The organism is Curtobacterium sp. ODYSSEY 48 V2 (assembly GCF_023712625.1).
Taxonomy (GTDB): Bacteria; Actinomycetota; Actinomycetes; order Actinomycetales; family Microbacteriaceae; genus Curtobacterium.
Map to the genome: position 1 here is coordinate 529,860 of NZ_JAMAXX010000001.1, position 19,543 is coordinate 549,402.

Here is a 19,543-nt window from a genome sequence, read left to right on the forward strand (position 1 = left end):
CTGTGGCCCTGGCGCGCGCAGCCGGCATCCGGGAACGGCGACGGCCCCGCCCTCCGAGGAGAGCGGGGCCGTTCGCGGTCTGTCGGTCGGACTACGCCAGGAACTCGGCGAGGTCGGCCTCGAGCGCCGGCTTCGGCTTGGCGCCGATGACGGTCTTGACGACCTCGCCGCCCTTGAACACCTTCATCGCCGGGATCGACGTGATCTGGTAGTTCATGGCCGACTGCGGGTTGTCGTCGACGTTGAGCTTGACGATCTCGATCTTGTCGGCGTGCTCCGCGGCGATCTGGTCGAGGATCGGGGACACGGCGCGACACGGGCCGCACCACTCGGCCCAGAAGTCGACGAGGATGGTCTTGTCGGACTTGAGGACCTCGTCCGAGAAGGTGGCGTCGGTGACGGCCTTGGCGTTGGACATGTGTGCTCCTTCGAGAAGTTCAGTTGGTGCAACGGTTGGGCCGCTGCGGTATTCCGGACTGGGTCAGGCCCGTGCGGCCTCGACGTCGATGATCGCCGGGCCCTCGGGCGTGACGCCCTCGGCCTGGTCGACCAGCGCGTCGTCGAGTTCGGCGAGGTACTTCTCCGCGTCGAGGGCGGCGACGGTACCGGAACCGGCTGCCGTGATCGCCTGGCGGTAGGTCGGGTCGATGACGTCGCCCGCGGCGAAGACCCCGGGCAGGTTGGTCTTCGACGAACGACCCTGGACCGCGATCGTGCCCTCGGGAGCGAGGTCGATCTGCCCGTGGATGAGGTGCGTCCGCGGGTCGTTGCCGATCGCGATGAACAGGCCGTCGAGCTGGAACGAGGACTCCTCCCCGGTGACGGTGTCGCGGAGGGTGACGCCCTCGACCGAGGAGTCACCCGTGATGCCGGTGACCTCCTTGTTCCACGCGAACTCGATCTTCGGGTCGTTCATCGCACGGTCCTGCATGATCTTCGACGCGCGCAGGCTGTCCTTGCGGTGGATGACCGTCACCTTGTCGGCGAACCGGGTGAGGAACGTGGCCTCTTCCATCGCGGAGTCGCCGCCGCCGACGACGGCGATGTTCTTCTGCCGGAAGAAGAACCCGTCGCACGTGGCGCACCAGCTGACGCCGTGGCCGGACAGACGCTCTTCGTCGGCGAGACCGAGGTGGCGGTACGCCGATCCGGTCGCGTAGATGACCGAGAGGGCCTCGTACGTCTCGCCGGACCCGACGGTGACCTTCTTGACCTCACCGGTCAGGTCGACCGAGACCGCGTCGTCGTACAGGACCTCGGCGCCGAACTTCTCGGCCTGTTCCTGCATCTTGATCATGAGGTCCGGGCCCTGGATCCCCTCGGGGAAGCCCGGGAAGTTCTCGACCTCGGTGGTCTTGGTGAGCTCGCCGCCGGTCTCGACGCTGGACGCGACGATCAGGGGCTTGAGCTCCGCGCGCGCGGCGTAGATGCCGGCGGTGAACCCGGCGGGACCGGAACCGATGATGATGAGCTGGCGCATGCCTCGCTGCCCTTCCGTTGAGTGCTGACCGGGTCAACACATGGTAGCGGCGGGACATTCCGGCCCACCGGTGAGCGGACAACCGATGAGCGGACAGCCGGTGTGCGGACGATCGGCGGTCAGCGTCCGAGCCGCTTGCGGAGCAGCGCGACCGCGTTCGCGATCTCGCCGTTCTTCGACACGACCAGGGCGCCGAAGTACACGAGCGCCATGACGGCTCCGGTCAGCGCGATGGTGACGAGCGCGCCCGTCCGGTCGGACATGGCGAAGCCGTCGGGCGAGAAGGTCCCGAGGGCGGTGACGACGGCCGCCCCGGCGACGCCGGCGATGAGTGCCGCGATGACGAACTGCACGTGGGAGCGGGTGACCACGGGGCCCTCGATGCCGTTCAGGCGACGACGGACGAGCACGAGCGCGATGATCGTCTGCGCCGTGCCGGCGAGCGTCGTGCACGCCGCGATGGAGACGCCGACGATGCTCTGCGGGAACGTCGCGACGGCCAGGGCTCCGATGACGAACAGCACCGACTGCACGCACTGCATGAGGAACGGCGTGCGGTGGTCGTGCATCGCCCAGAAGACGCGCTGGATGATGAACAGCATGCTGAACAGCACCAGGCCGGGCATGTAGGCGAGGAGCACCGCGCCGATGGAGAGCGCCTGCTCGAAGGTGCCGGCGAACATGCGACCGAACGGCACGGAGACGACGATCAGCGCCACCGACGCGAACACCGTGAACAGTCCGACGATCCGCAGGGACAGCGACAGGTTGCGCCGGACGGCGTCGAGGTCGCCGCGGCCGGCGTCGTGGCTCATCCGCGTGAAGTACGCCGTCGCGATCGACACCGCGAAGATCGAGTGCGGCAGCATGAACAGCAGCCACGCGTTCTGCAGCACCGCGTTGCCTGCGGCGCCCGTACCGAGCGACGCGACGCGCGACTGCACGATGCCCGCCAGCTGCGTCACGAGGATCATCGCGAACAGCCAGCCGGCCGCCGTACCCGTCGCCTTGAGGCCCACGCCGCGCCAACGGAAGTCCGGGCGGAACGACAGGCCGGCGCGCCGCCAGAAGAACGGCAGGAACGCGGCCTGCGCGAAGACGCCGAGCGAGGCACTCCCCGCGAGCACCGCGATCTTCAGCGGTGTCCAGCCGTCGACCGAGGAGTTGACGTCCTGACCGCCGAACATCGCGATGAAGACGACGAGACCGGCGATGGCGATGACGTTGTTGATGAGCGGTGCCCACGTGAAGGGGCCGAAGACCTGCTTGGCGTTGAGGACCTCACCGAGGAGCGAGTACAGCGCGTAGAAGAGGATCTGCGGAAGGCACCAGAAGGCGAACGCCACGGCCAGGTCGGTCTGTGCCGGCGTGAAGCCCTTGCCGTCCCCGGTCGCCTGCTGGCTGTAGACGAACACGAGGAACGGTGCGAGGACCGTCGCGACGATCGTGATCACCACGAACACCGTCGCGCCGAGCGTGACGATCTTGTTGACGTAGGCCGTACCGCCGTCGCTGCTCTCCCGCATCGACCGGACGATCTGCGGGATGAGCACCGCGGAGAGCAGACCACCGGCGATGAGCGCGTAGATGTTGTTCGGCAGCTGGTTCGCGAGCGCGAACGCGTCGGCGCCGGGCGACTTCGCTTGGCCGATCGCGTAGGCGAGCACGAACGTCTTGCCGAAGCCGAGGACCCGCGAGAGCATCGTGCCCGCCGCGAGCATCGCGCTCGCCCGACCGAGGTTCCGTTCGGCCGCGGGCTCCGCGTCGACGGCGGGTTGCTGCTGCGTGCTGATGGTCGGCTCCTCGGGATCTGGCGGGGTGTCGTCCTGGTCCGGACGGCCGGCCTGGAGGCGCGGCTCGCCGCCGTCGCGCACCGTCGCGTCCGCAGGGCGCGCACCGGCCTGCTGCGGTGCGACGCGCGCGGGACCGGACGCGGCAGTGGTGCCGACCACGGCGGCGGCGGGCGCCGCCTGTGCGACGTGGGACGGGCCTCCCGATCGGGCAGGGGCGCCGGGGGCATCGGGCTGGACCGCGAGCGGACGGTTCGGGTCGTCGTCGTCCTCGTCGTCGAGCTCGCCGTTGCGGCGGCGGATGCGCTTCCGGATGCTGCGGAAGATCCCGAAGCCGAAGATCGCGACGAGGCCGATCGCGGCCACCGCGGTGATCACGGTCTCCCACTGCGCCTGCACGTTGAGCTCGACCGTGGTGGGCTGCGACACGGTGACCCCGGTCGGCGTGGTCAGGGACATCGTCAGGTTGACCGTGCCGTTCGCGACCGACCGGACCGGGATGGTCGTGCGGGCGGAGGACTGCGGCTGGAGCTTCACCTCGATGTCGTTCCGCACGACCTGCAGCGCCGAGCTCGACGGCTGGACGTTGAGGCGCACGGTGACCGGGTAGTCCGTCCGGTTGCGGACCGACACGGGCAGCGACGATCGGTCCCCGAGCAGCGTCAGCGAGCTGGAGTCGGGGATGCTCACCTGGTCGGTGGTCTGCGTCCAGGACCGGGCCTGCCGGTCGACGGCGGTGGTGAGGGCGTCGGGTTCGTCCCGCCAGGCGTTCGACGCCAGGGCGAGCAGCTGGAGCCGCGCAGGGGCGGTGACGGTCGCGGGGTCGTCGACGGCCGATGCGAAGGCGACGAGCTCGCGTTCGCTGTCCACCAGGGTCCGCAGGCGGTCGAGGCGGGCGTCGCCGTCGTCGGCCGGCGCCAGGGTGAGCGAGCCGGCGGTCGCCTTCGCCGCGGTCGACAGGTCCGAGGGCGACACCCACGGGGTGTCCTCGAGCGCGTCGAGCACGGCGCTCAGTCGACCGGTCTCGGTCGGCCAGCTGCGGCCGAGGGTCAGGAGCACGGGGCTCTGCGCGGTACCGGCACGCGCCGCCGTCGCCAGGGTCGCGGTGAGCTCCGCCACGGCCGCGTCGTAGGCGCGCTGGTCGGTGGCGTCGGCGGCGTCCCGCAGCAGGGCAGACATGCCCTGGTCGGCGACGAGGACCTTCTGGTCGCCGATGCGCTCGGCGGCGGAGACGGTGGTGTCCGGGCCGGCGGAGGTGTTGCCGCTCGCGATGATCGTCGTCTCGGTGCCGGCCTTCGCGAGTGCGGGCAGGTCGTCGGTGGCCACGGTGTTCTCGACCGGCCACGCGACGTCGTCGAGTGCGTACGGGAAGTCCAGCAGGCTGGCGGTGGTCGGCAGCGTCGTGGTCGTGCCGTCGGTGTCGTCCTGCCCCGAGCCGTCCTGACCTGTGCCGTCCTGGGTGCCGGCGGTCGCGTCGTCCGAGGGGGTCGGTGTCGCGTCCGGGGTCTCGTCGACGGGGGCACCCGCGCTGGCCGAGGCCGTCGGCGTCCCGGTGGCCGTCGGGGTCGGGGTCGGCGTGCTGGCACCGGGGAAGTTCTGCTCCTTGACCGCCTGGTCGAGCGAGATCACGCCCGGGATCCCGTCCGCGCCGGCCTGGCGCAGCCCGGTGACGTCGGCGTCGGCGTACGACAGCGCGAAGGTCTCGTTCCGGAGCCCCTCGAGCCGGTCGAGCCAGTTGCGCGCACTCGACGGGGCGTTCTCGCCGAGCAGCCGGATCGAGGCGATGATCCTCGGGTCGACGCCGACGGCCACGTTGTGGTCCACGGCGGCGTCGAGCTGCTGCGTGAGGGTGCCGTCCACTGCGGTCGCCGCCGCGAGGTCGTTGGCACCGATCACGCCGTCAGCCGTGCTCGGCAGGGTGATCGGCATCGCGACCGAGACACCGACCGGGGTCTGCTGGAAGTCCGGGTACCAGGTGATCGCGGACCGGGCGACGGCGAAGGTGTCGCCCGCGGTGTACTCGGCCGCGATGCGTCGGGCGCCGAAGGACGAGTAGCCGCCGAGTGCGACGTTGCCCGGCACGATGGTCACCGTCTGGGTCACCGAGCGGTGCGCCGGGACGATCGGGACGTCCGCCGAGTCCATCGGGGCGCCGAGGTAACCGGTCGTGGTGGTGTCGGACAGCCAGTCGGAGAGGACGTCGCGCGTGCTCTCGGAGCGGAAGATGTCGAGCTCGACCGACCCGGCGGGGACGTCCGTGTCGGTGTCGTTCGTCACCGTGACGCTGACCTGGAGGTCCTCGTCCCGTCGGACGATCCCGCGGTCGGCCGGGGCGATCGACACGGTGGTCTTCCCCTGGTCGGCTGCGGCCGGAGCAGCGGTGCGCGTCGTGGTGCGGTCGACCGAGGCGGCGTGCGCCGGGTCCGGACCTGCGGGCGTGACGACGAGGCCGACGGCGACGAGGGCCGTGGCAGCGGCGGCGAGCGTGGAGCGGAGGATGTGCATACAGGAGGGCCCGAGGGTCGGTTCCGGCCGAGCACGAGTGTACGAGGGGCGGACGGGGACGATCCCGTGCGCGCGGGCCGTGTGGAGAACTCGGCGCACCGATCTGGGAGGATGAGGTCCGTCATGCAGTCCGTTGCCCAGGCCGTCGAACGACTCGACGCACTCGCAGCCACCGAGCCCGTCGCCGTCCTCGCTCGGGCGTTCGCCGACGCCGGACACGAGCTGGCGCTGGTCGGCGGCCCCGTCCGCGACGCCTTCCTCGGCCGTGCCGTCACCGACCTCGACTTCACGACCGACGCCCGCCCCGACGACGTCCTGCGCATCGTCGAGCCGATCGCGAGCGCGACGTGGGACGTCGGTCGGCAGTTCGGCACCATCGCCGCCCGGGTCGCCGGCGAGCAGGTCGAGATCACGACCTACCGCAGCGACGTGTACGACGGCGAGACCCGCAAGCCCGAGGTGGCGTTCGGCGACACCATCGAGGACGACCTGCTCCGCCGTGACTTCACGGTGAACGCCATGGCGCTCCGCCTCCCCCAGCGTGAGCTCGTCGACGTGCACGGCGGGGTCGAGGACCTGCTCGCCGGGCGCCTGCACACCCCGCAGGCGGCGCCCGTCTCGTTCCGCGACGACCCCCTGCGCATGATGCGCGCCGCACGCTTCACCGCGCAGCTGGGCTTCACGGTGTCCGGCGAGGTGCGTGCCGCGATGACGGACCTCGCCGACTCGATCGACATCGTGTCGGCCGAGCGGGTGCGTGACGAGCTCGTGAAGCTGCTGAACACGTCCGAGCCGGTCCCCGGCATCCGTCTGCTCGTGGACACGGGGCTCGCCGAGCGCTTCCTGCCCGAGCTCCCCGCGATGCGGCTGGAGATCGACGAGCACCACCACCACAAGGACGTGTACGAGCACTCGCTGACGGTGCTGTCCCAGGCCATCGGGTACGAGGCCGAGCGGCACCCGGGCGAGGCCCCCGACACCGTGCTCCGGCTCGCGGCCCTGCTGCACGACATCGGCAAGCCGGCCACCCGCAAGCTCGAGCCCGGCGGTGCCGTCAGCTTCCACCACCACGACCTGGTCGGCGCGAAGCTCGCGAAGAAGCGACTGCGGGCGCTGCGGTTCGACAACGACACCATCGCCGCCGTCTCCCGACTGATCGAGCTGCACCTGCGGTTCTTCGGCTACACCGAGGGTGCCTGGACCGACTCCGCCGTCCGCCGCTACGTCCGGGACGCCGGCCCGCTGCTCGAGCGCCTGCACGAGCTCACCCGCTCGGACGTCACGACGCGGAACCGTCGGAAGGCCGACCGGCTCGGCTTCGCGTACGACGACCTCGAGGACCGCATCACGGCGCTGGCCGACCAGGAGGAACTCGACTCGATCCGTCCGGACCTGACGGGCGACGACATCATGCGGATCCTCGGCATCCCGCCGGGGCGTGCCGTGGGCGAGGCGTACCGCCACCTGCTCGAGGTCCGCATGGACGAAGGTCCCCTCGGCGCCGACGAGGCCGAGCAGCGCCTGCGCGCCTGGTGGGCCGAGCGCGACGCGACCGCCTGACGGCGCGACCGCCTGACGACGCCGGCCGCTCTGCACGACCGGTGGCGCGCCTCCAGGCCGTGGGCTAAGCTACTCGAGTTGTCCACGCGCTCCTGCGCGTCCGGACACATGCATCAACCCTCCTGCTCCGGGAACCGCCCGGAGCCGCCGAGACCAAAGGAGGTGGGTTCCGCATGCACCAGTACGAACTGATGGCGATCCTCGACCCCGAGATCGACGAGCGCACCGTCGCTCCCAGCCTGGACAAGTTCCTCGCGGTCATCCGCAACGACGGTGGCACCGTCGACAACGTGGACGTCTGGGGCCGTCGTCGCCTGGCCTACGAGATCGCGAAGAAGTCCGAGGGCATCTACGCCGTCGTCGACTTCACCTCGACGCCCGAGGCCGCCAAGGAGCTCGACCGTCAGCTCGGTCTCTCCGAGGCCGTGCTCCGCACGAAGGTCCTCCGCGCCGAAGAGGCGATCGCCCAGGTCGCCGCGCAGAAGCAGCGCGACGAGGCCCGCGCGGCCCGCAAGGCCGCGAACGCGACCGCGAGCGCCGAGTAGCTCATGGCCGGCGAAACCGTCATCACGGTGGTGGGCAACCTCACCGCAGACCCGGAGCTGCGGTACACGCAGAACGGGCTCGCGGTGGCGAACTTCACCATCGCCTCCACCCCTCGCACGTTCGACCGTCAGGCGAACGAGTGGAAGGACGGCGACGCGCTGTTCCTCCGTGCGAGCGTGTGGCGCGAGTTCGCCGAGCACGTGGCGGGCTCGCTGACGAAGGGCTCGCGCGTCATCGCGCAGGGTCGTCTCCGTCAGCGCTCCTACCAGGACCGTGAGGGCCAGCAGCGCACGAGCATCGAGCTCGAGGTCGACGAGATCGGCCCGTCGCTCCGCTACGCGACCGCCCAGATCACCCGCGCTGCGGGTGGCTCCGGTGGCGGTCGTGGCCAGGTCGGCGGCGGCAACGCCTCCGGCGGTGGCCAGGGCGGGAACGGCGGCGGCTGGAACAACAACAGCGGCGGCGGTCAGTCGGACGCACCGTGGTCGCCCCAGGGCGGCCAGCAGGGCGGCAACGCACAGTCGAACGACGTGTGGAGCCAGCCCGGCGGCTCGTACGACGACGAGACCCCGTTCTGATCCTCAGCGGTCTGACGGACACACAACTTCTTCTTCTCTAAGGACAAACAATGGCTGGAAAGAGCACCGGCGACCGCCGGAAGCCTCGCGGCAAGGGCGGCAAGAACGCCGCTCCCGCGAAGTCGATCAAGGTCGGCGTCATCGACTACAAGGACGTCGCGACCCTGCGCAAGTTCATCTCGGAGCGTGGCAAGATCCGCGCCCGTCGCATCACCGGCGTCTCCGTCCAGGAGCAGCGCCTCATCGCCCGTGCCGTGAAGAACGCCCGTGAGATGGCGCTCCTCCCCTACGCCGGCTCCGGCCGCTGATCAGGAGGATCACCATGTCGAAGCTCATCCTCACCCACGAGGTCTCCGGCCTCGGTTCCGCCGGTGACGTCGTCGACGTCAAGAACGGCTACGCCCGCAACTACCTCATCCCCCAGGGCTTCGCCGTCGCGTGGTCCAAGGGCGGCGAGAAGCAGGTCGAGTCGATCCGTGCGGCCCGTGCCGCTCGCGAGCTCGCCACCATCGAAGAGGCCCAGGACCTCAAGATGAAGCTCGAGAACGCGACCATCAAGCTGACCGTCAAGGCCGGCAAGGACGGCCGCCTGTTCGGCTCGGTCCGCCCGGCGGACGTCGCCGACGCGGTCCAGGCGCAGGGCGTCGGTTCGCTGGACAAGCGCAAGGTCGAGGTCCCCGCGACCATCAAGACCGTCGGTGACCACGAGGCCACCGTGCGTCTGCGCGAGGACATCACCGCGGTGATCTCCCTGCAGGTCGTCGCCGCCAAGTAAGCAGCGTCACCACCGTCGAAGGGCGGGTCTCCTCCGGGAGGCCCGCCCTTCGTCGTGCGCGCGGCTCGCCGCGCGCGCGGGTGTTGCTGTGGGACAGGTGTTGCTGCGTTGGCCGGTTACCCCTCGCGCCCGTCCGGGCTTGCTGGGAACGAACCGAGAACGCTCCCCACAGGAGGGCCCGTTGTCAAGTCGTTTTACACAGTCGAAACGCCCCGAATCGGAACCTTCAAGGTGTACTTGAACCGCGGTTCTCCACACACGGTGTGGAGCGGAAAAGCCCAGTTCCGGGGCAAGAACACGTGTTCGAATGCCGACTTGTCCACACGTCCATCCACAGTTGTGCACATGCGTGTCCGGCGTGTTCCGCATCCTCTCCACAGAGTTATCCACAGGGCCGTTTGCTGGGGATAACTCTGTCCCCGTAGCTTGGCCCAGCGACTCGGCGGAGGGCAGGGGATGTCGGTCGTCCGGGGTAGGAAAGCCGGTGTGGGCCGAGGCCCGCACCGTCACGACAAGAGGGAGTCCGTGTGTCGATCGCGCATCTCGATCCGTCCCCGCAGGACCTGTCCGAACGGGGTTCGGAGCGGACGCCGCCGCACGACCTGCTCGCGGAGCAGTCCACCATCGGCGGCATGCTGCTGTCGAAGGACGCCGTCGCCGACGTCATCGAGACCGCGCGCGGGGTGGACTTCTACATCCCGAAGCACGAGGTCATCTTCGACGCGATCCTGTCGCTGTACTCGCACGGTGAGCCCACCGACGTGATCGCCGTCACCGACGAGCTGACCAAGACCGGACTGCTCTCCCGGGCCGGCGGCGCCGAGTACCTGCACAGCGTCACGAGCATGGTGCCGACCGCGGCGAACGCCGGGTACTACGCAGCGATCGTCGCCGAGAAGGCCGTGCTCCGCCGTCTGGTCGACGCGGGCACCCGCATCGTGCAGATGGGCTACGCGTCCGAGGGTGAGGTCACCGACCTCGTGAACAGCGCGCAGGCGGAGGTCTACAACGTCGCCGGCGGCGTGCAGACCGAGGACTACGTGCCCCTGACCGACGCCATCGGCGCCGCGATCGACGAGATCGAGGCCGCCAAGGGGCGCGACGGGCAGATGACCGGCGTCCCGACGGGGTTCAGCGGCCTCGACGCCCTGACGAACGGCTTCCACCCCGGGCAGCTCATCATCGTCGCCGCCCGACCCGCGCTCGGCAAGTCGACCCTGGCCCTCGACCTGTGCCGCGCCGCAGCGCTCAAGCACGACCAGACCGCCGCGTTCTTCTCGCTCGAGATGGGTCGCGCCGAGATCGCGATGCGCCTGCTCTCCGCCGAGTCGAGCGTGCCGCTGCAGAACATGCGCAAGGGCACCGTCGACTCCCGCGACTGGACGACCATCGCGCAGACCCGCGGGCGCATCAACGACGCCCCGTTCTTCATCGACGACTCCCCCAACATGACCCTGGTGGAGATCCGGGCGAAGTGCCGCCGGCTCAAGCAGCAGCACAACCTCAAGCTCGTGGTCATCGACTACCTGCAGCTGATGACCTCGGGCAAGAAGGTCGAGAGCCGTCAGCAGGAGGTCTCGGAGTTCTCGCGTGCGCTGAAGCTCATGGCGAAGGAGCTCGGCGTGCCGGTCATCGCGCTGTCGCAGCTGAACCGTGGTCCCGAGCAGCGCGCCGACAAGAAGCCGATGATCTCGGATCTGCGGGAGTCGGGCTCCATCGAGCAGGACGCCGACATGGTCATCCTGCTGCACCGTGAGTCGGCGTACGAGAAGGACAACCCGCGTCAGGGTGAGGCGGACCTCATCGTGGCGAAGCACCGCAACGGCCCGACGGACACCATCACGGTGGCGTTCCACGGGATGTTCTCGCGGTTCGTCGACATGCCGCAGTAGGGCGTCGTTGTTGTCGTCCGCCAACGAACGTGTCCAACTGCCACACAACGTGTCCTGAAATACGGAGGTGGACACGTTATTTGGCAGTCCCGCCGGTCTTCCTCAGACCTGAGTGACCACGCGGTGGCGTCGTGACCGCTCGCTACCTCGGCGCCCGCGAGGAGTGGTGTGTCCCTACTCGGCGTTACGCCAGCCCGGCGCTCAGATCGTCGTGCCGAACTGCCCGTCGTCGATGCTCGATGCTGACTCCGCCAGGGAACAGGTTGATGAGGACCAGTAGGTACGCCTCGTACCACTCATCTGCGATCTCTTCAGCGCGGCGGATGCGCTGGAGATCCTGCTCGGCGAAGCTGATTAGCTCCGGGTATTCGTCTTTGTCGACCGGTTTGTACGTGCCAGCATCCAGCCATCGATGTTCATCTGCCTGCCAAATCAGGCCAACGTAGTCGCGTTCATCGCCGGACAAGGGCTCGAAACCGAACTCCCAGTTGTCGGCCCACGCCTTTCCGAGCTCACTTGCGACGTAGCCGTCGGGTTCCGGCGTCTCGTCCGGGATTGGTTCATGGGGGTACCGCATGATGGTGTTTCCGTCCGCTGCGTAAAACACAACCTCACCGGTCAGTAGGGCGTAGACCACTGAGTGACGTTTACCTCTGCTGGCGAGATCGCCGCGGAACATCCACAGCGCCATGTCCGCCTGCTTCTGCCAGTCGTCCCATGCCTCCGCAGGCTCCGGCAGCGTCTCGCCGGGTGGCTCAATCGTCCACATGGTTCGGTCCCCGAGGACCCACGTCAGAGTGGCCCGTTGAGTCGCATCGGGTTGGAACCGCAACGTCTCTGGCCCGTTCTCCTCGCCGGCGACGGTCAGGCGGGGAGCGTTGAAGTGACGGCGGACCGCAGAGTGGTCGACCTGATGCGCCGGCCATTGATAGCGGATCTCGAGCACTACCGTCGCCACGCGAACCTCCCGCGACGTCGTACTGGTCGCTGACTCAGCGTGCCGTCTCCGTCGTCGGGCTCGTTGGGAGTGGTCGCCGCCACGGTCCCATGCTCTACCGCTTTGCTGGACGCGGGTTTCGATCGTTCGATCAGAATTGGATGTAGCCGTTCCAAGCTGCCTCTGCTTTTGCTCCGTCATCACCGAAGATGTCAGGGTCGACTGGGAAGTGCTCGTTCCGGAAGTGGTCCAGCTCCAGCTGCGCACGATCTCGGAGTGTCGCTCGGTCCTCGTCAGGATGTCCCAAAGCAAGCATGGCGGTGCGCCGCTCGATGACGGCATCCCACAGTTGTCGTCGGCTGACTTCCGCGATCAGTTGCGAAGCAACGAGCATCGAGTTGAACTCAAGCGATCCAGCGAATCGGTCCATCAAGGTGACAAGGTCTCTGTCCTTCACCTCGGTGAACACCTTCGGCTGCTTGCGTTGCTCCTCCATCATCCAACGGATCTGTGCACGGGCGTCCGCAATTGGGTTGGATTCTTGCTCGTCGGTCATGTCTTCATCCTCACCGTGCGGAGGCTTCATCGCGAGGTGAGTTTGGTGATCTCAGCGGGTGGGTGAGGTGAGCAGTGCCGCGACTGATTCGAGGGCGCCGGGGACGAGGGAGAAGTAGGCCCACGTGCCGCGCTTCTCCCGGTGCAGGATGCCGGCGTCGACGAGCACCTTGAGATGGTGCGACACGGTCGGCTGAGACAGGCCGAGCGGTTCCTGCAGGTCACAGACGCACGCTTCTGCACCCTCGTGCGCGGCAACCATCGAGATCAGCCGGAGCCGCGCAGGGTCAGCGATCGCCTTCAACGACTTCGCGAGGACTTCGGCGGACTCCTGCGTCATCGCTTCCGTCGTGACAGGCGAGCAGCATGCGGTGACGTCCTGGATGGGAAGCAGCTCGATCGTCGTCATCGCACCATCATCCCACGCCCTTCGATGCAGGTCTATATTTGCGTTCATCGATATCGACGTGCTTCGATGTTCCTGCTCGACTTCCGATCGATCTAAAGGACCGACCCGATGACTCACCTTGTTGCCGTTGGGGGCAGCGACGCCGGCATCGCCGCAGCGCTCCGCGCCCGTGAGCTGGACCCGTCGACCGACGTGACGGTGGTCCTCGCCGACGAGTTCCCGAACTTCTCCATCTGCGGCATCCCCTACTGGGTCTCCGGCGACGTCGCTACGGAAGCGTCTCTCGCGCACCGCACCCGCGGAGACCTCGAAGCCGCCGGGATGACCGTCCGCTCCTCCACCTGGGCTTCCGCCGTCGACGTCGACCGCCAGTTGCTCTCCGTCACCGGCCCGGCCGGTGAGGAGCAGATCGCCTACGACGAGCTGCTGATCGGGACCGGCGCGGAGCCGGTCCGCCCGGCCGGGATCCCGTTCGGTAAGCCCGGCATCCACCTGCTGCACTCGATGACCGACGCCGAGTAGGTTGTCGCCGCCCTGGAGCTCCTGCCTGCCGGCAGCCGCGTCGCGGTCGTCGGCGCCGGCTACATCGGTCTCGAGATGACCGAGGGGCTCGTCGCCCGCGGGTTCGACACGACGCTGATCCAGCGCGGCCCGGAAGTGCTCTCCACCCTCGACCCGGGACTCGGGTCCCTGGTCACCGAGGAGGTCCGTCGGCACGGTGCGACGGTGCTGACCGGTGCGACCGTCACCGGAATCACGCCCGCTGGCGGCGGGCAGTGGAGCGTCGCGACTACCTCCACGTTTGGGGACGCCGCCGGAACGTTCGCGCTCGTGGTGGTCTGTGTCGGGGTGCGGCCGGTGACGGATCTCGCGGTCGCGGCAGGTGCGCAGCTCGGGCAGGCCGGCGCGATCGTCGTCGACGAGCAGATGCGCACCGGGGTGCCGCACGTGTGGGCAGCGGGTGACTGCGTCGTGACACACCACCGCCTGCTCGGGACGACCTGGCTGCCGCTCGGGACAACCGCGCACAAGCAGGGACGCGTCGCCGGGGAGAACATGCTCGGCGGGTCCCGGACCTTCGCGGGCTCGGTGGGGACGCAGGTGGTGAAGGTGTTCGACCTCGTCGCCGCCCGCACCGGCCTCCGCCACCACGAAACCGCCCCGCTGGACGTGTCGCCGCTGACCCGTGTCACGGTCGCGGACGACCACAAGCGGTACTACCCGCGTGCAGTGCCGTTGACGATCAGCGTCACCGGCGACCACACGTCCGGACGGCTCCTCGGGGCGCAGATCGTCGGGGAACGCACCGCGGAGATCAGCAAGCGGATCGACACGTTCGCCACCGCCCTGCACGCCGGCCTGTCGGTCGACGACGTCATCGACTTGGACCTCAGCTACACGCCGCCGCTCGGGTCCCCGTGGGATGCCGTGCAGGTCGCCGCGCAGGGCTGGGAGCGCGCCGCCGCGGCAGCGAACCCAGCCGGGGTGAGCGTCTGATGGTGCTGGCTGTCGTCGCTGCGGCGATCTTCGTCGCGACGCTCGTGGTGGTGATCTGGCAGCCCAAGGGCTTCCCGATCGGCTACACCGCGCTCATCGGTGCCGTCATCGCTCTCGCGACCACGGTCGTCGGGCTCGGGGACGTGCCGACGGTAGTCGGGATCGTCTGGAACGCGACGCTGACGTTCGTCGCGGTGGTGCTGATCTCGTTGATCCTCGACGAGGCCGGGTTCTTCGAGTGGGCCGCTCTCCACGTGGCCCGGTGGGGTCGCGGGAACGGTCGGCTGCTGTTCGTGCTGATCGTCGGCCTCGGCGCGGTCATCGCGGCCGTGTTCGCCAACGACGGGGCCGCGCTGATCCTCACCCCGATCGTCGTCGGGATGCTCCGCGCGCTGAACATGCCGGCGAAGGCGGCGCTAGGGTTCATCCTCGCCACCGGGTTCATCGCCGACACCGGCAGCCTCCCGCTGGTGGTGTCGAACCTGGTCAACATCGTCTCCGCCGACTACTTCAGCCTCGGGTTCGCCGAGTACGCCGCCGTCATGGTGCCCGTCGGCATCGTGTCCGTGCTGGCGTCCCTCGGGATGCTGCTGGCCTATTTCGGCAGGAGCATCCCGAAGCAGTACGACGTCCTCGCCCTCACCCGGCCCACCGCCGCGGTGAAGGACCGGGCGACGTTCCGCGCCGGATGGGTGGTCCTCGCCGTGCTGCTGGTCGGTTACTTCGCCGCGGACCCGCTCGGGGTTCCCCTCGCCGCGGTCGCTGGTGTCGGCGCGGTCGTGATCGTGCTCGTCGCCGCCCGGCAGCCCGCGTTCCTCTTCGCCCGCCAGGCGGCGTCCCCAGTCCTCGTCACCACCGGCGGCACCGCCACCGTCACCGCCGGCAGTGGTGGCCCCGGTGGTGGGTCGGGGCGGGTGATTCCGGTGTGGAAGACGATTCGAGAGGCGCCGTGGCAGATCGTGCTGTTCTCGATCGGCATGTACCTCGTCGTCTACGGGCTGCAGAACCAGGGCCTCACCGACTACCTCGCCCGCCTGTTCGACGTGTTCGGGGACCACGGGGTCCTCGTCACCGCGCTCGGGGTCGGATTCGTGATCGCGATCCTCGCGTCGCTGATGAACAACATGCCGACCGTCCTCATCGCCGCCCTCGCGATCGGCGGAGCCGGCGCGACCGGGCTCACCCACGAGGCGATGATCTACGCCAACGTCATCGGCTCCGACCTCGGCCCAAAGATCACCCCGATCGGGTCGCTGGCGACCCTGCTGTGGTTGCACGTGCTCGACCGGAAGGGCATCCACATCGGCTGGGGACAGTACTTCCGCACCGGCATCGTCCTGACCGTCCCCGTCCTCGCCGTCACCCTGACAGCCCTCGCCGGCTGGCTCACCCTCATCCGATGACCACGCCCACGCCTACCGAAAGCACCGCCATGACCGCGACCCCCACGATCCTGTTCGTCTGCGTCCACAACGCCGGCCGCTCCCAGATGGCCGCCGGCTACGCCCAGACCCTCGGTGGCGACCGCGTGCAGGTCCTCTCTGCAGGCTCCGCGCCGAAGGACCAGATCAACCCCGTCGCGATCGAAGCGATGGCGGAGGACGGCATCGACATCGCCTCAAACCAGCCGAAGATCCTCACCACCGACGCCGTCCGCGAGTCCGACGCGGTCATCACGATGGGCTGCGGCGACGCGTGCCCGATCTTCCCCGGCAAGCGGTACGAGGACTGGGACCTCACCGACCCCGCCGGGAAGGGCATCGACGACGTCCGCCCCATCCGCGACGAGATCAAGACCCGCGTGCAAGCGCTCCTGGCCGAGCTACTGCCCGCCGAAGCATCCGCCTGACCACCGGAAGGACCATGACCATGACGCTCACCCTCACCGTCCCACCCCATGCCGACGCGGACCGCCTCACCCGGCTGCCCGTCGCCGTCATCGGCGCCGGCCCCGTCGGGCTCGCCGCGGCCGCGCACCTGCTCGAGCAGGGTCTGCCCGTCGTCGTCTACGAAGCCGGCGACCAGGTCGGCACGTCCGTCCGTGCGTGGGGGCACACCAGGCTGTTCTCCCCGTGGCGGTACGTCATCGACGACGCAGCCCGCCGGCTCCTCGAACCCACCGGTTGGGCTGAGCCGCGCCGGTCGTCGCTGCCGACCGGCCACGACCTCGTCGCCCAGTACCTCGAACCCCTCGCCCAGACGCCCGAGCTGGCACCGGTGATCCGGTACGGGGTCCGCGTCGAAGCGGTGTCCCGGCAGGGCATGGACCGCACCCGCTCCGCCGGCCGCGCCGACACCCCATTCCTCCTCCGCCTCCACACCGCGGACGGCGTCGAGGACGTCACCGCCCGCGCCGTCGTCGACACCTCCGGCACGTACACGTCCCCGAACCCGCTCACCGCCGCCGGCCTCGACCCCACAGCCGACCTCGGCGACCGCATCGCGCACGCTCTGCCCGACGTGCTCGGTGTCGACCGGGCACGATTCGCCGGGAAGCGGGTCCTCGTCGTCGGTGCCGGCCACTCGGCCGCGAACACGCTCATCAAGCTCGCCGCCCTCGCGAAGGACGAACCGGGCACGACGCTGCTGTGGGCGATCCGGAACGCCGGCACTGCGCGCCTCGGCGCGGACGCCGCTGACGGGCTCGCCGCACGCGGGCAGCTCGGCTCGAATGTGCACGGGCTCGTCGAGTCCGGGCAGGTCGACCAGCTTGCCTCGTTCGAGATCGACGACGTCCGTCCTGACGGCGACCAAGTCACCGTCACCGGCCGCCGCTCCGGGGAGCCGTTCACCGTCATCGTGGACGTTGTGGTGAACGCGACGGGGTTCCGGCCTGACCTCGACATGCTCCGCGAGATCCGCTTGGGCCTGGACGACATTGTCGAAGCACCGCGGGCGCTCGCGCCGCTGATCGACCCGAACCTGCACTCTTGCGGCTCCGTTCCGCCGCACGGTGTCGCGGAGCTGGCGCACCCGGAGCCGAACTTCTTCATCGCCGGCATGAAGTCCTACGGCCGCGCCCCCACGTTCCTGCTCCTCACCGGGTACGAGCAGGTCCGCTCCATTGCCGCGGAACTCGCCGGCGACCACCAGGCCGCCCGCGACGTGCAGCTCGTGCTCCCCGAGACCGGCGTCTGCACCACCGATGTCGGCGGCTCATCCTCCTGCGGTGTTCCCGCGACGACCGAAGCGGCTGAGGGGTTGTCGTGCTGCGCCGCGCCCGCGCCGGCCGCGCCGCCCGCCAGCAGCTCCTGCTGCACGAACTGAACCGGACCCCACATGACCGACAAGCCCACCGTGCTGTTCATCTGCAAGCACAACGCCGGCCGCTCCCAACTCGGCGCAGCCCTTCTCGAACTCGCCGCCGACGACCGCTACACCGCCACCTCCGCAGGGGTCGCCCCCGCCAACGAGGTGAACCCGTCGATCGCCGTGACCGTCGCGGAACTCGGCCTCGACATCAGCAACCGCACCCCACGGCAGGTCACGCCCGAGCTGCTGGATCAGGCCGACGTCGTCGTGCTGATGAAGCCCGGCCTGAACCTTCCCGCGACGCCCCGCGGGACGGTGTTGCAGTGGTCGTTCCCGGACCCGGACTCCTGGTCCCCCGACGACGTACGCCCCATGCGCGACGCCGTCGCCGCTCGCATCCAGGACGAGCTCCTGCACCCATGACCGACGACACCCCGGTCTCCATTCGGCCGATGACCGCCGCCGACTGGCCAACTGTCGAGGCGATCTACCGGTAGGGCATTGCCACCGGGAACGCGACGTTCGAGGCGGAACCGCCGACCTGGGAGGCATTCGACGACGGGAAGCTGCCCGAGTATCGGTTCGTCGCCGTCGATGGCGACGAGGTCCTCGGCTGGGTGGCGGTCTCTCCGACCTCCGCCCGGCCGGTGTACCGGGGCGTCGTCGAGCACTCCGTCTACGTCGCCGCCGCAGCGCGCGGCCGCGGCGTCGGACACCTGCTCCTCGACGCACTGATCGCGTCGACCGAGGCAGCCGGCATCTGGACCATCCAGTCCGGGATCTTCCCCGAGAACACCGCCTCCCGAGCCCTCCACGCCCGCCACGGGTTCCGCGAACTCGGCACCCGCGAACGCATCGGCCTCATGACGTTCGGGCCGTGGGCCGGACAGTGGCGCGACAACGTCCTCGTCGAACGCCGAAGCCCCCACGCCGGCTCCTGAGCAGGAGCGGCACGCCCCGATCCGCATGCTTGCAGGTATGTTCCCAAACCCGCTATGCTGTGGCACGCGTCATTAGTGCGCGCAAAAAGCCAGTCCATCGGACTGGCTTTCGTCATGTCCGGCCTGAATCGTAGGCTGGAACCGCTCGGAACGACTCTGCCCTCAGCGCAGCACCCGAGCACCACGAACAGGCCGGTCCCGTCAGGGCCGGCCTTTTCCATGCCCGCAACGCGCGAGCACACAGCAAGCCGACCGCTCCCGCATAGGGGTACCACTCGCCCACCGGGCGCTCGCGTCGGCTTCCGACGCTCTAGACCCCCGCCCACAACGGGCGGGCTGGCCACACGGCCAAACCCGAAGGAGGCAACATGCCCATCACCGACACCACGGTGGACATGCTGACGGCCTTCGGCGGCACCATCCTGACCGGCGTCATCACGGTCGTCCTCGCCGTGCTCGGCTTCCTCCTGCGCAAGCAGGTCGTGGAGCTGGTCAAGCACATCGTGGACGTCGTCGACGATCGCACGCTGGCCAGAGACCCCGAGCGGGCACGCATCGTCGCAGAACTGCGACGAGCCCGCCTTGGGAAGAAGTAGCCGCCGAAAAAACGCCAACCCTCATTCGGGAAGGAGAGCTCTACCTTGACTTGTATCGATAGGGGTGCCTCATGTGAGATTGCAAGCACCAATGGCCCGTCTTCCTAGGGCGTGTTGATCAAGAAGGTGCGGGGTGGCCAGCCGCCGCGAGTTGCGCGGGAGAATGGGCGTATGAAGATCCAGGTGCTGCATATCGAGGATTGCCCGAATTGGCAGGAGGCGGGCGATCG

18 protein-coding genes and 2 pseudogenes are annotated in these 19,543 nt (G+C 69.1%); 14 read left to right on the plus strand and 6 right to left on the minus strand.

Annotation, left to right across the window (positions count from 1 at the left end):
* Positions 1–91: 91 nt before the first annotated feature.
* The 3 genes from trxA to M3666_RS02605 form a co-directional block, all read right to left on the minus strand.
* Positions 92–418 carry a thioredoxin gene (trxA, locus tag M3666_RS02595; RefSeq protein ID WP_022832611.1) on the minus strand — a complete coding sequence of 109 codons (327 nt, stop codon included), beginning with the start codon at positions 416–418 and terminating at the stop codon, positions 92–94.
* Between the two features lie 63 nt (positions 419–481).
* Positions 482–1,480, minus strand: coding sequence for a thioredoxin-disulfide reductase (gene trxB / locus M3666_RS02600; RefSeq protein WP_251154400.1), 999 nt, complete (start codon positions 1,478–1,480; stop codon positions 482–484).
* Between the two features lie 119 nt (positions 1,481–1,599).
* A complete protein-coding gene (locus M3666_RS02605; protein WP_251154401.1) occupies positions 1,600–5,775 on the minus strand; it encodes a DUF6049 family protein in 4,176 nt (1,391 codons plus the stop codon).
* A gap of 123 nt (positions 5,776–5,898) precedes the next feature.
* Between M3666_RS02605 and M3666_RS02610 the strand changes: the two genes are divergently transcribed.
* The 6 genes from M3666_RS02610 to dnaB all read left to right on the plus strand — a co-directional run bounded on the left by M3666_RS02610 (position 5,899) and on the right by dnaB (position 11,126).
* A complete protein-coding gene (locus M3666_RS02610; RefSeq protein ID WP_251154402.1) occupies positions 5,899–7,335 on the plus strand; it encodes a CCA tRNA nucleotidyltransferase in 1,437 nt (478 codons plus the stop codon).
* 173 nt (positions 7,336–7,508) lie between these two features.
* Positions 7,509–7,880, plus strand: coding sequence for a 30S ribosomal protein S6 (gene rpsF, locus M3666_RS02615; RefSeq protein WP_058728349.1), 372 nt, complete (start codon positions 7,509–7,511; stop codon positions 7,878–7,880).
* A gap of 3 nt (positions 7,881–7,883) precedes the next feature.
* Positions 7,884–8,459 carry a single-stranded DNA-binding protein gene (locus tag M3666_RS02620; protein ID WP_209684775.1) on the plus strand — a complete coding sequence of 192 codons (576 nt, stop codon included), beginning with the start codon at positions 7,884–7,886 and terminating at the stop codon, positions 8,457–8,459.
* Positions 8,460–8,509: 50 nt separating this feature from the next.
* Positions 8,510–8,767: a 30S ribosomal protein S18 gene (rpsR, locus tag M3666_RS02625; protein WP_017887834.1), complete on the plus strand. Its 258-nt coding sequence runs from the start codon at positions 8,510–8,512 to the stop codon at positions 8,765–8,767.
* A gap of 14 nt (positions 8,768–8,781) precedes the next feature.
* Positions 8,782–9,234, plus strand: a complete 453-nt coding sequence (gene rplI / locus M3666_RS02630) for a 50S ribosomal protein L9 (RefSeq protein WP_058728351.1) — start codon at positions 8,782–8,784, stop codon at positions 9,232–9,234.
* A gap of 527 nt (positions 9,235–9,761) precedes the next feature.
* Complete coding sequence (gene dnaB / locus M3666_RS02635; protein WP_066657525.1) at positions 9,762–11,126, plus strand: replicative DNA helicase; 1,365 nt, start codon at positions 9,762–9,764, stop codon at positions 11,124–11,126.
* Between the two features lie 184 nt (positions 11,127–11,310).
* Here dnaB and M3666_RS02640 read toward each other — a convergent pair whose 3' ends face one another.
* The 3 genes from M3666_RS02640 to M3666_RS02650 all read right to left on the minus strand — a co-directional run bounded on the left by M3666_RS02640 (position 11,311) and on the right by M3666_RS02650 (position 13,027).
* Positions 11,311–12,084, minus strand: a complete 774-nt coding sequence (locus M3666_RS02640; RefSeq protein WP_251154403.1) for a hypothetical protein — start codon at positions 12,082–12,084, stop codon at positions 11,311–11,313.
* Positions 12,085–12,214: 130 nt separating this feature from the next.
* A complete protein-coding gene (locus M3666_RS02645; RefSeq protein WP_175325521.1) occupies positions 12,215–12,619 on the minus strand; it encodes a hypothetical protein in 405 nt (134 codons plus the stop codon).
* Positions 12,620–12,670: 51 nt separating this feature from the next.
* Positions 12,671–13,027, minus strand: a complete 357-nt coding sequence (locus tag M3666_RS02650) for a helix-turn-helix transcriptional regulator (RefSeq protein WP_058724395.1) — start codon at positions 13,025–13,027, stop codon at positions 12,671–12,673.
* A gap of 108 nt (positions 13,028–13,135) precedes the next feature.
* On the opposite strand from M3666_RS02650, the pseudogene M3666_RS02655 reads away from it, so the two are divergent.
* The 8 genes and pseudogenes from M3666_RS02655 to M3666_RS02690 all read left to right on the plus strand — a co-directional run.
* Positions 13,136–14,053, plus strand: a pseudogene (locus M3666_RS02655) (FAD/NAD(P)-binding oxidoreductase); the annotation flags it as partial.
* A gap of 30 nt (positions 14,054–14,083) precedes the next feature.
* Entirely contained in the window at positions 14,084–14,524 is a 441-nt protein-coding gene (locus M3666_RS02660; protein ID WP_251154419.1) for a hypothetical protein, read from the plus strand.
* On the plus strand, positions 14,524–15,927 hold the full coding sequence (locus M3666_RS02665; protein ID WP_175325519.1) for an arsenic transporter: 1,404 nt from the start codon (positions 14,524–14,526) through the stop codon (positions 15,925–15,927). The genes M3666_RS02660 and M3666_RS02665 overlap by 1 nt, the downstream gene beginning before the upstream one ends.
* A 29-nt stretch (positions 15,928–15,956) precedes the next feature.
* Complete coding sequence (locus tag M3666_RS02670; RefSeq protein WP_175325518.1) at positions 15,957–16,373, plus strand: arsenate reductase ArsC; 417 nt, start codon at positions 15,957–15,959, stop codon at positions 16,371–16,373.
* A 20-nt stretch (positions 16,374–16,393) separates the two neighbouring features.
* Positions 16,394–17,791: an FAD-dependent oxidoreductase gene (locus M3666_RS02675; protein WP_251154404.1), complete on the plus strand. Its 1,398-nt coding sequence runs from the start codon at positions 16,394–16,396 to the stop codon at positions 17,789–17,791.
* Between the two features lie 12 nt (positions 17,792–17,803).
* On the plus strand, positions 17,804–18,199 hold the full coding sequence (locus M3666_RS02680) for a low molecular weight phosphatase family protein (protein WP_175325516.1): 396 nt from the start codon (positions 17,804–17,806) through the stop codon (positions 18,197–18,199).
* Positions 18,196–18,717 (plus strand): annotated as a pseudogene (locus tag M3666_RS02685) (N-acetyltransferase family protein). The gene M3666_RS02680 and the pseudogene M3666_RS02685 overlap by 4 nt, the downstream one beginning before the upstream one ends.
* Positions 18,718–19,085: 368 nt before the next feature.
* Positions 19,086–19,313: a hypothetical protein gene (locus M3666_RS02690; protein WP_175325514.1), complete on the plus strand. Its 228-nt coding sequence runs from the start codon at positions 19,086–19,088 to the stop codon at positions 19,311–19,313.
* The last annotated feature ends 230 nt before the right edge of the window (positions 19,314–19,543 follow it).

Bases quoted from the DNA above. Each gene is read 5' to 3' on its own strand.
- rplI (WP_058728351.1), top strand. From the start codon at position 8,782: ATGTCGAAGCTCATCCTCACCCACGAGGTCTCCGGCCTCGGTTCCGCC.
- M3666_RS02645 (WP_175325521.1), bottom strand. From the start codon at position 12,619: ATGACCGACGAGCAAGAATCCAACCCAATTGCGGACGCCCGTGCACAG.
- M3666_RS02675 (WP_251154404.1), top strand. From the start codon at position 16,394: ATGACGCTCACCCTCACCGTCCCACCCCATGCCGACGCGGACCGCCTC.
- trxB (WP_251154400.1), bottom strand. From the start codon at position 1,480: ATGCGCCAGCTCATCATCATCGGTTCCGGTCCCGCCGGGTTCACCGCC.
- trxA (WP_022832611.1), bottom strand. From the start codon at position 418: ATGTCCAACGCCAAGGCCGTCACCGACGCCACCTTCTCGGACGAGGTC.
- M3666_RS02680 (WP_175325516.1), top strand. From the start codon at position 17,804: ATGACCGACAAGCCCACCGTGCTGTTCATCTGCAAGCACAACGCCGGC.
- M3666_RS02610 (WP_251154402.1), top strand. From the start codon at position 5,899: ATGCAGTCCGTTGCCCAGGCCGTCGAACGACTCGACGCACTCGCAGCC.
- M3666_RS02605 (WP_251154401.1), bottom strand. From the start codon at position 5,775: ATGCACATCCTCCGCTCCACGCTCGCCGCCGCTGCCACGGCCCTCGTC.
- M3666_RS02650 (WP_058724395.1), bottom strand. From the start codon at position 13,027: ATGACGACGATCGAGCTGCTTCCCATCCAGGACGTCACCGCATGCTGC.
- M3666_RS02620 (WP_209684775.1), top strand. From the start codon at position 7,884: ATGGCCGGCGAAACCGTCATCACGGTGGTGGGCAACCTCACCGCAGAC.
- M3666_RS02660 (WP_251154419.1), top strand. From the start codon at position 14,084: ATGCTCGGCGGGTCCCGGACCTTCGCGGGCTCGGTGGGGACGCAGGTG.
- M3666_RS02665 (WP_175325519.1), top strand. From the start codon at position 14,524: ATGGTGCTGGCTGTCGTCGCTGCGGCGATCTTCGTCGCGACGCTCGTG.
- M3666_RS02690 (WP_175325514.1), top strand. From the start codon at position 19,086: ATGCCCATCACCGACACCACGGTGGACATGCTGACGGCCTTCGGCGGC.
- rpsF (WP_058728349.1), top strand. From the start codon at position 7,509: ATGCACCAGTACGAACTGATGGCGATCCTCGACCCCGAGATCGACGAG.
- M3666_RS02670 (WP_175325518.1), top strand. From the start codon at position 15,957: ATGACCGCGACCCCCACGATCCTGTTCGTCTGCGTCCACAACGCCGGC.
- rpsR (WP_017887834.1), top strand. From the start codon at position 8,510: ATGGCTGGAAAGAGCACCGGCGACCGCCGGAAGCCTCGCGGCAAGGGC.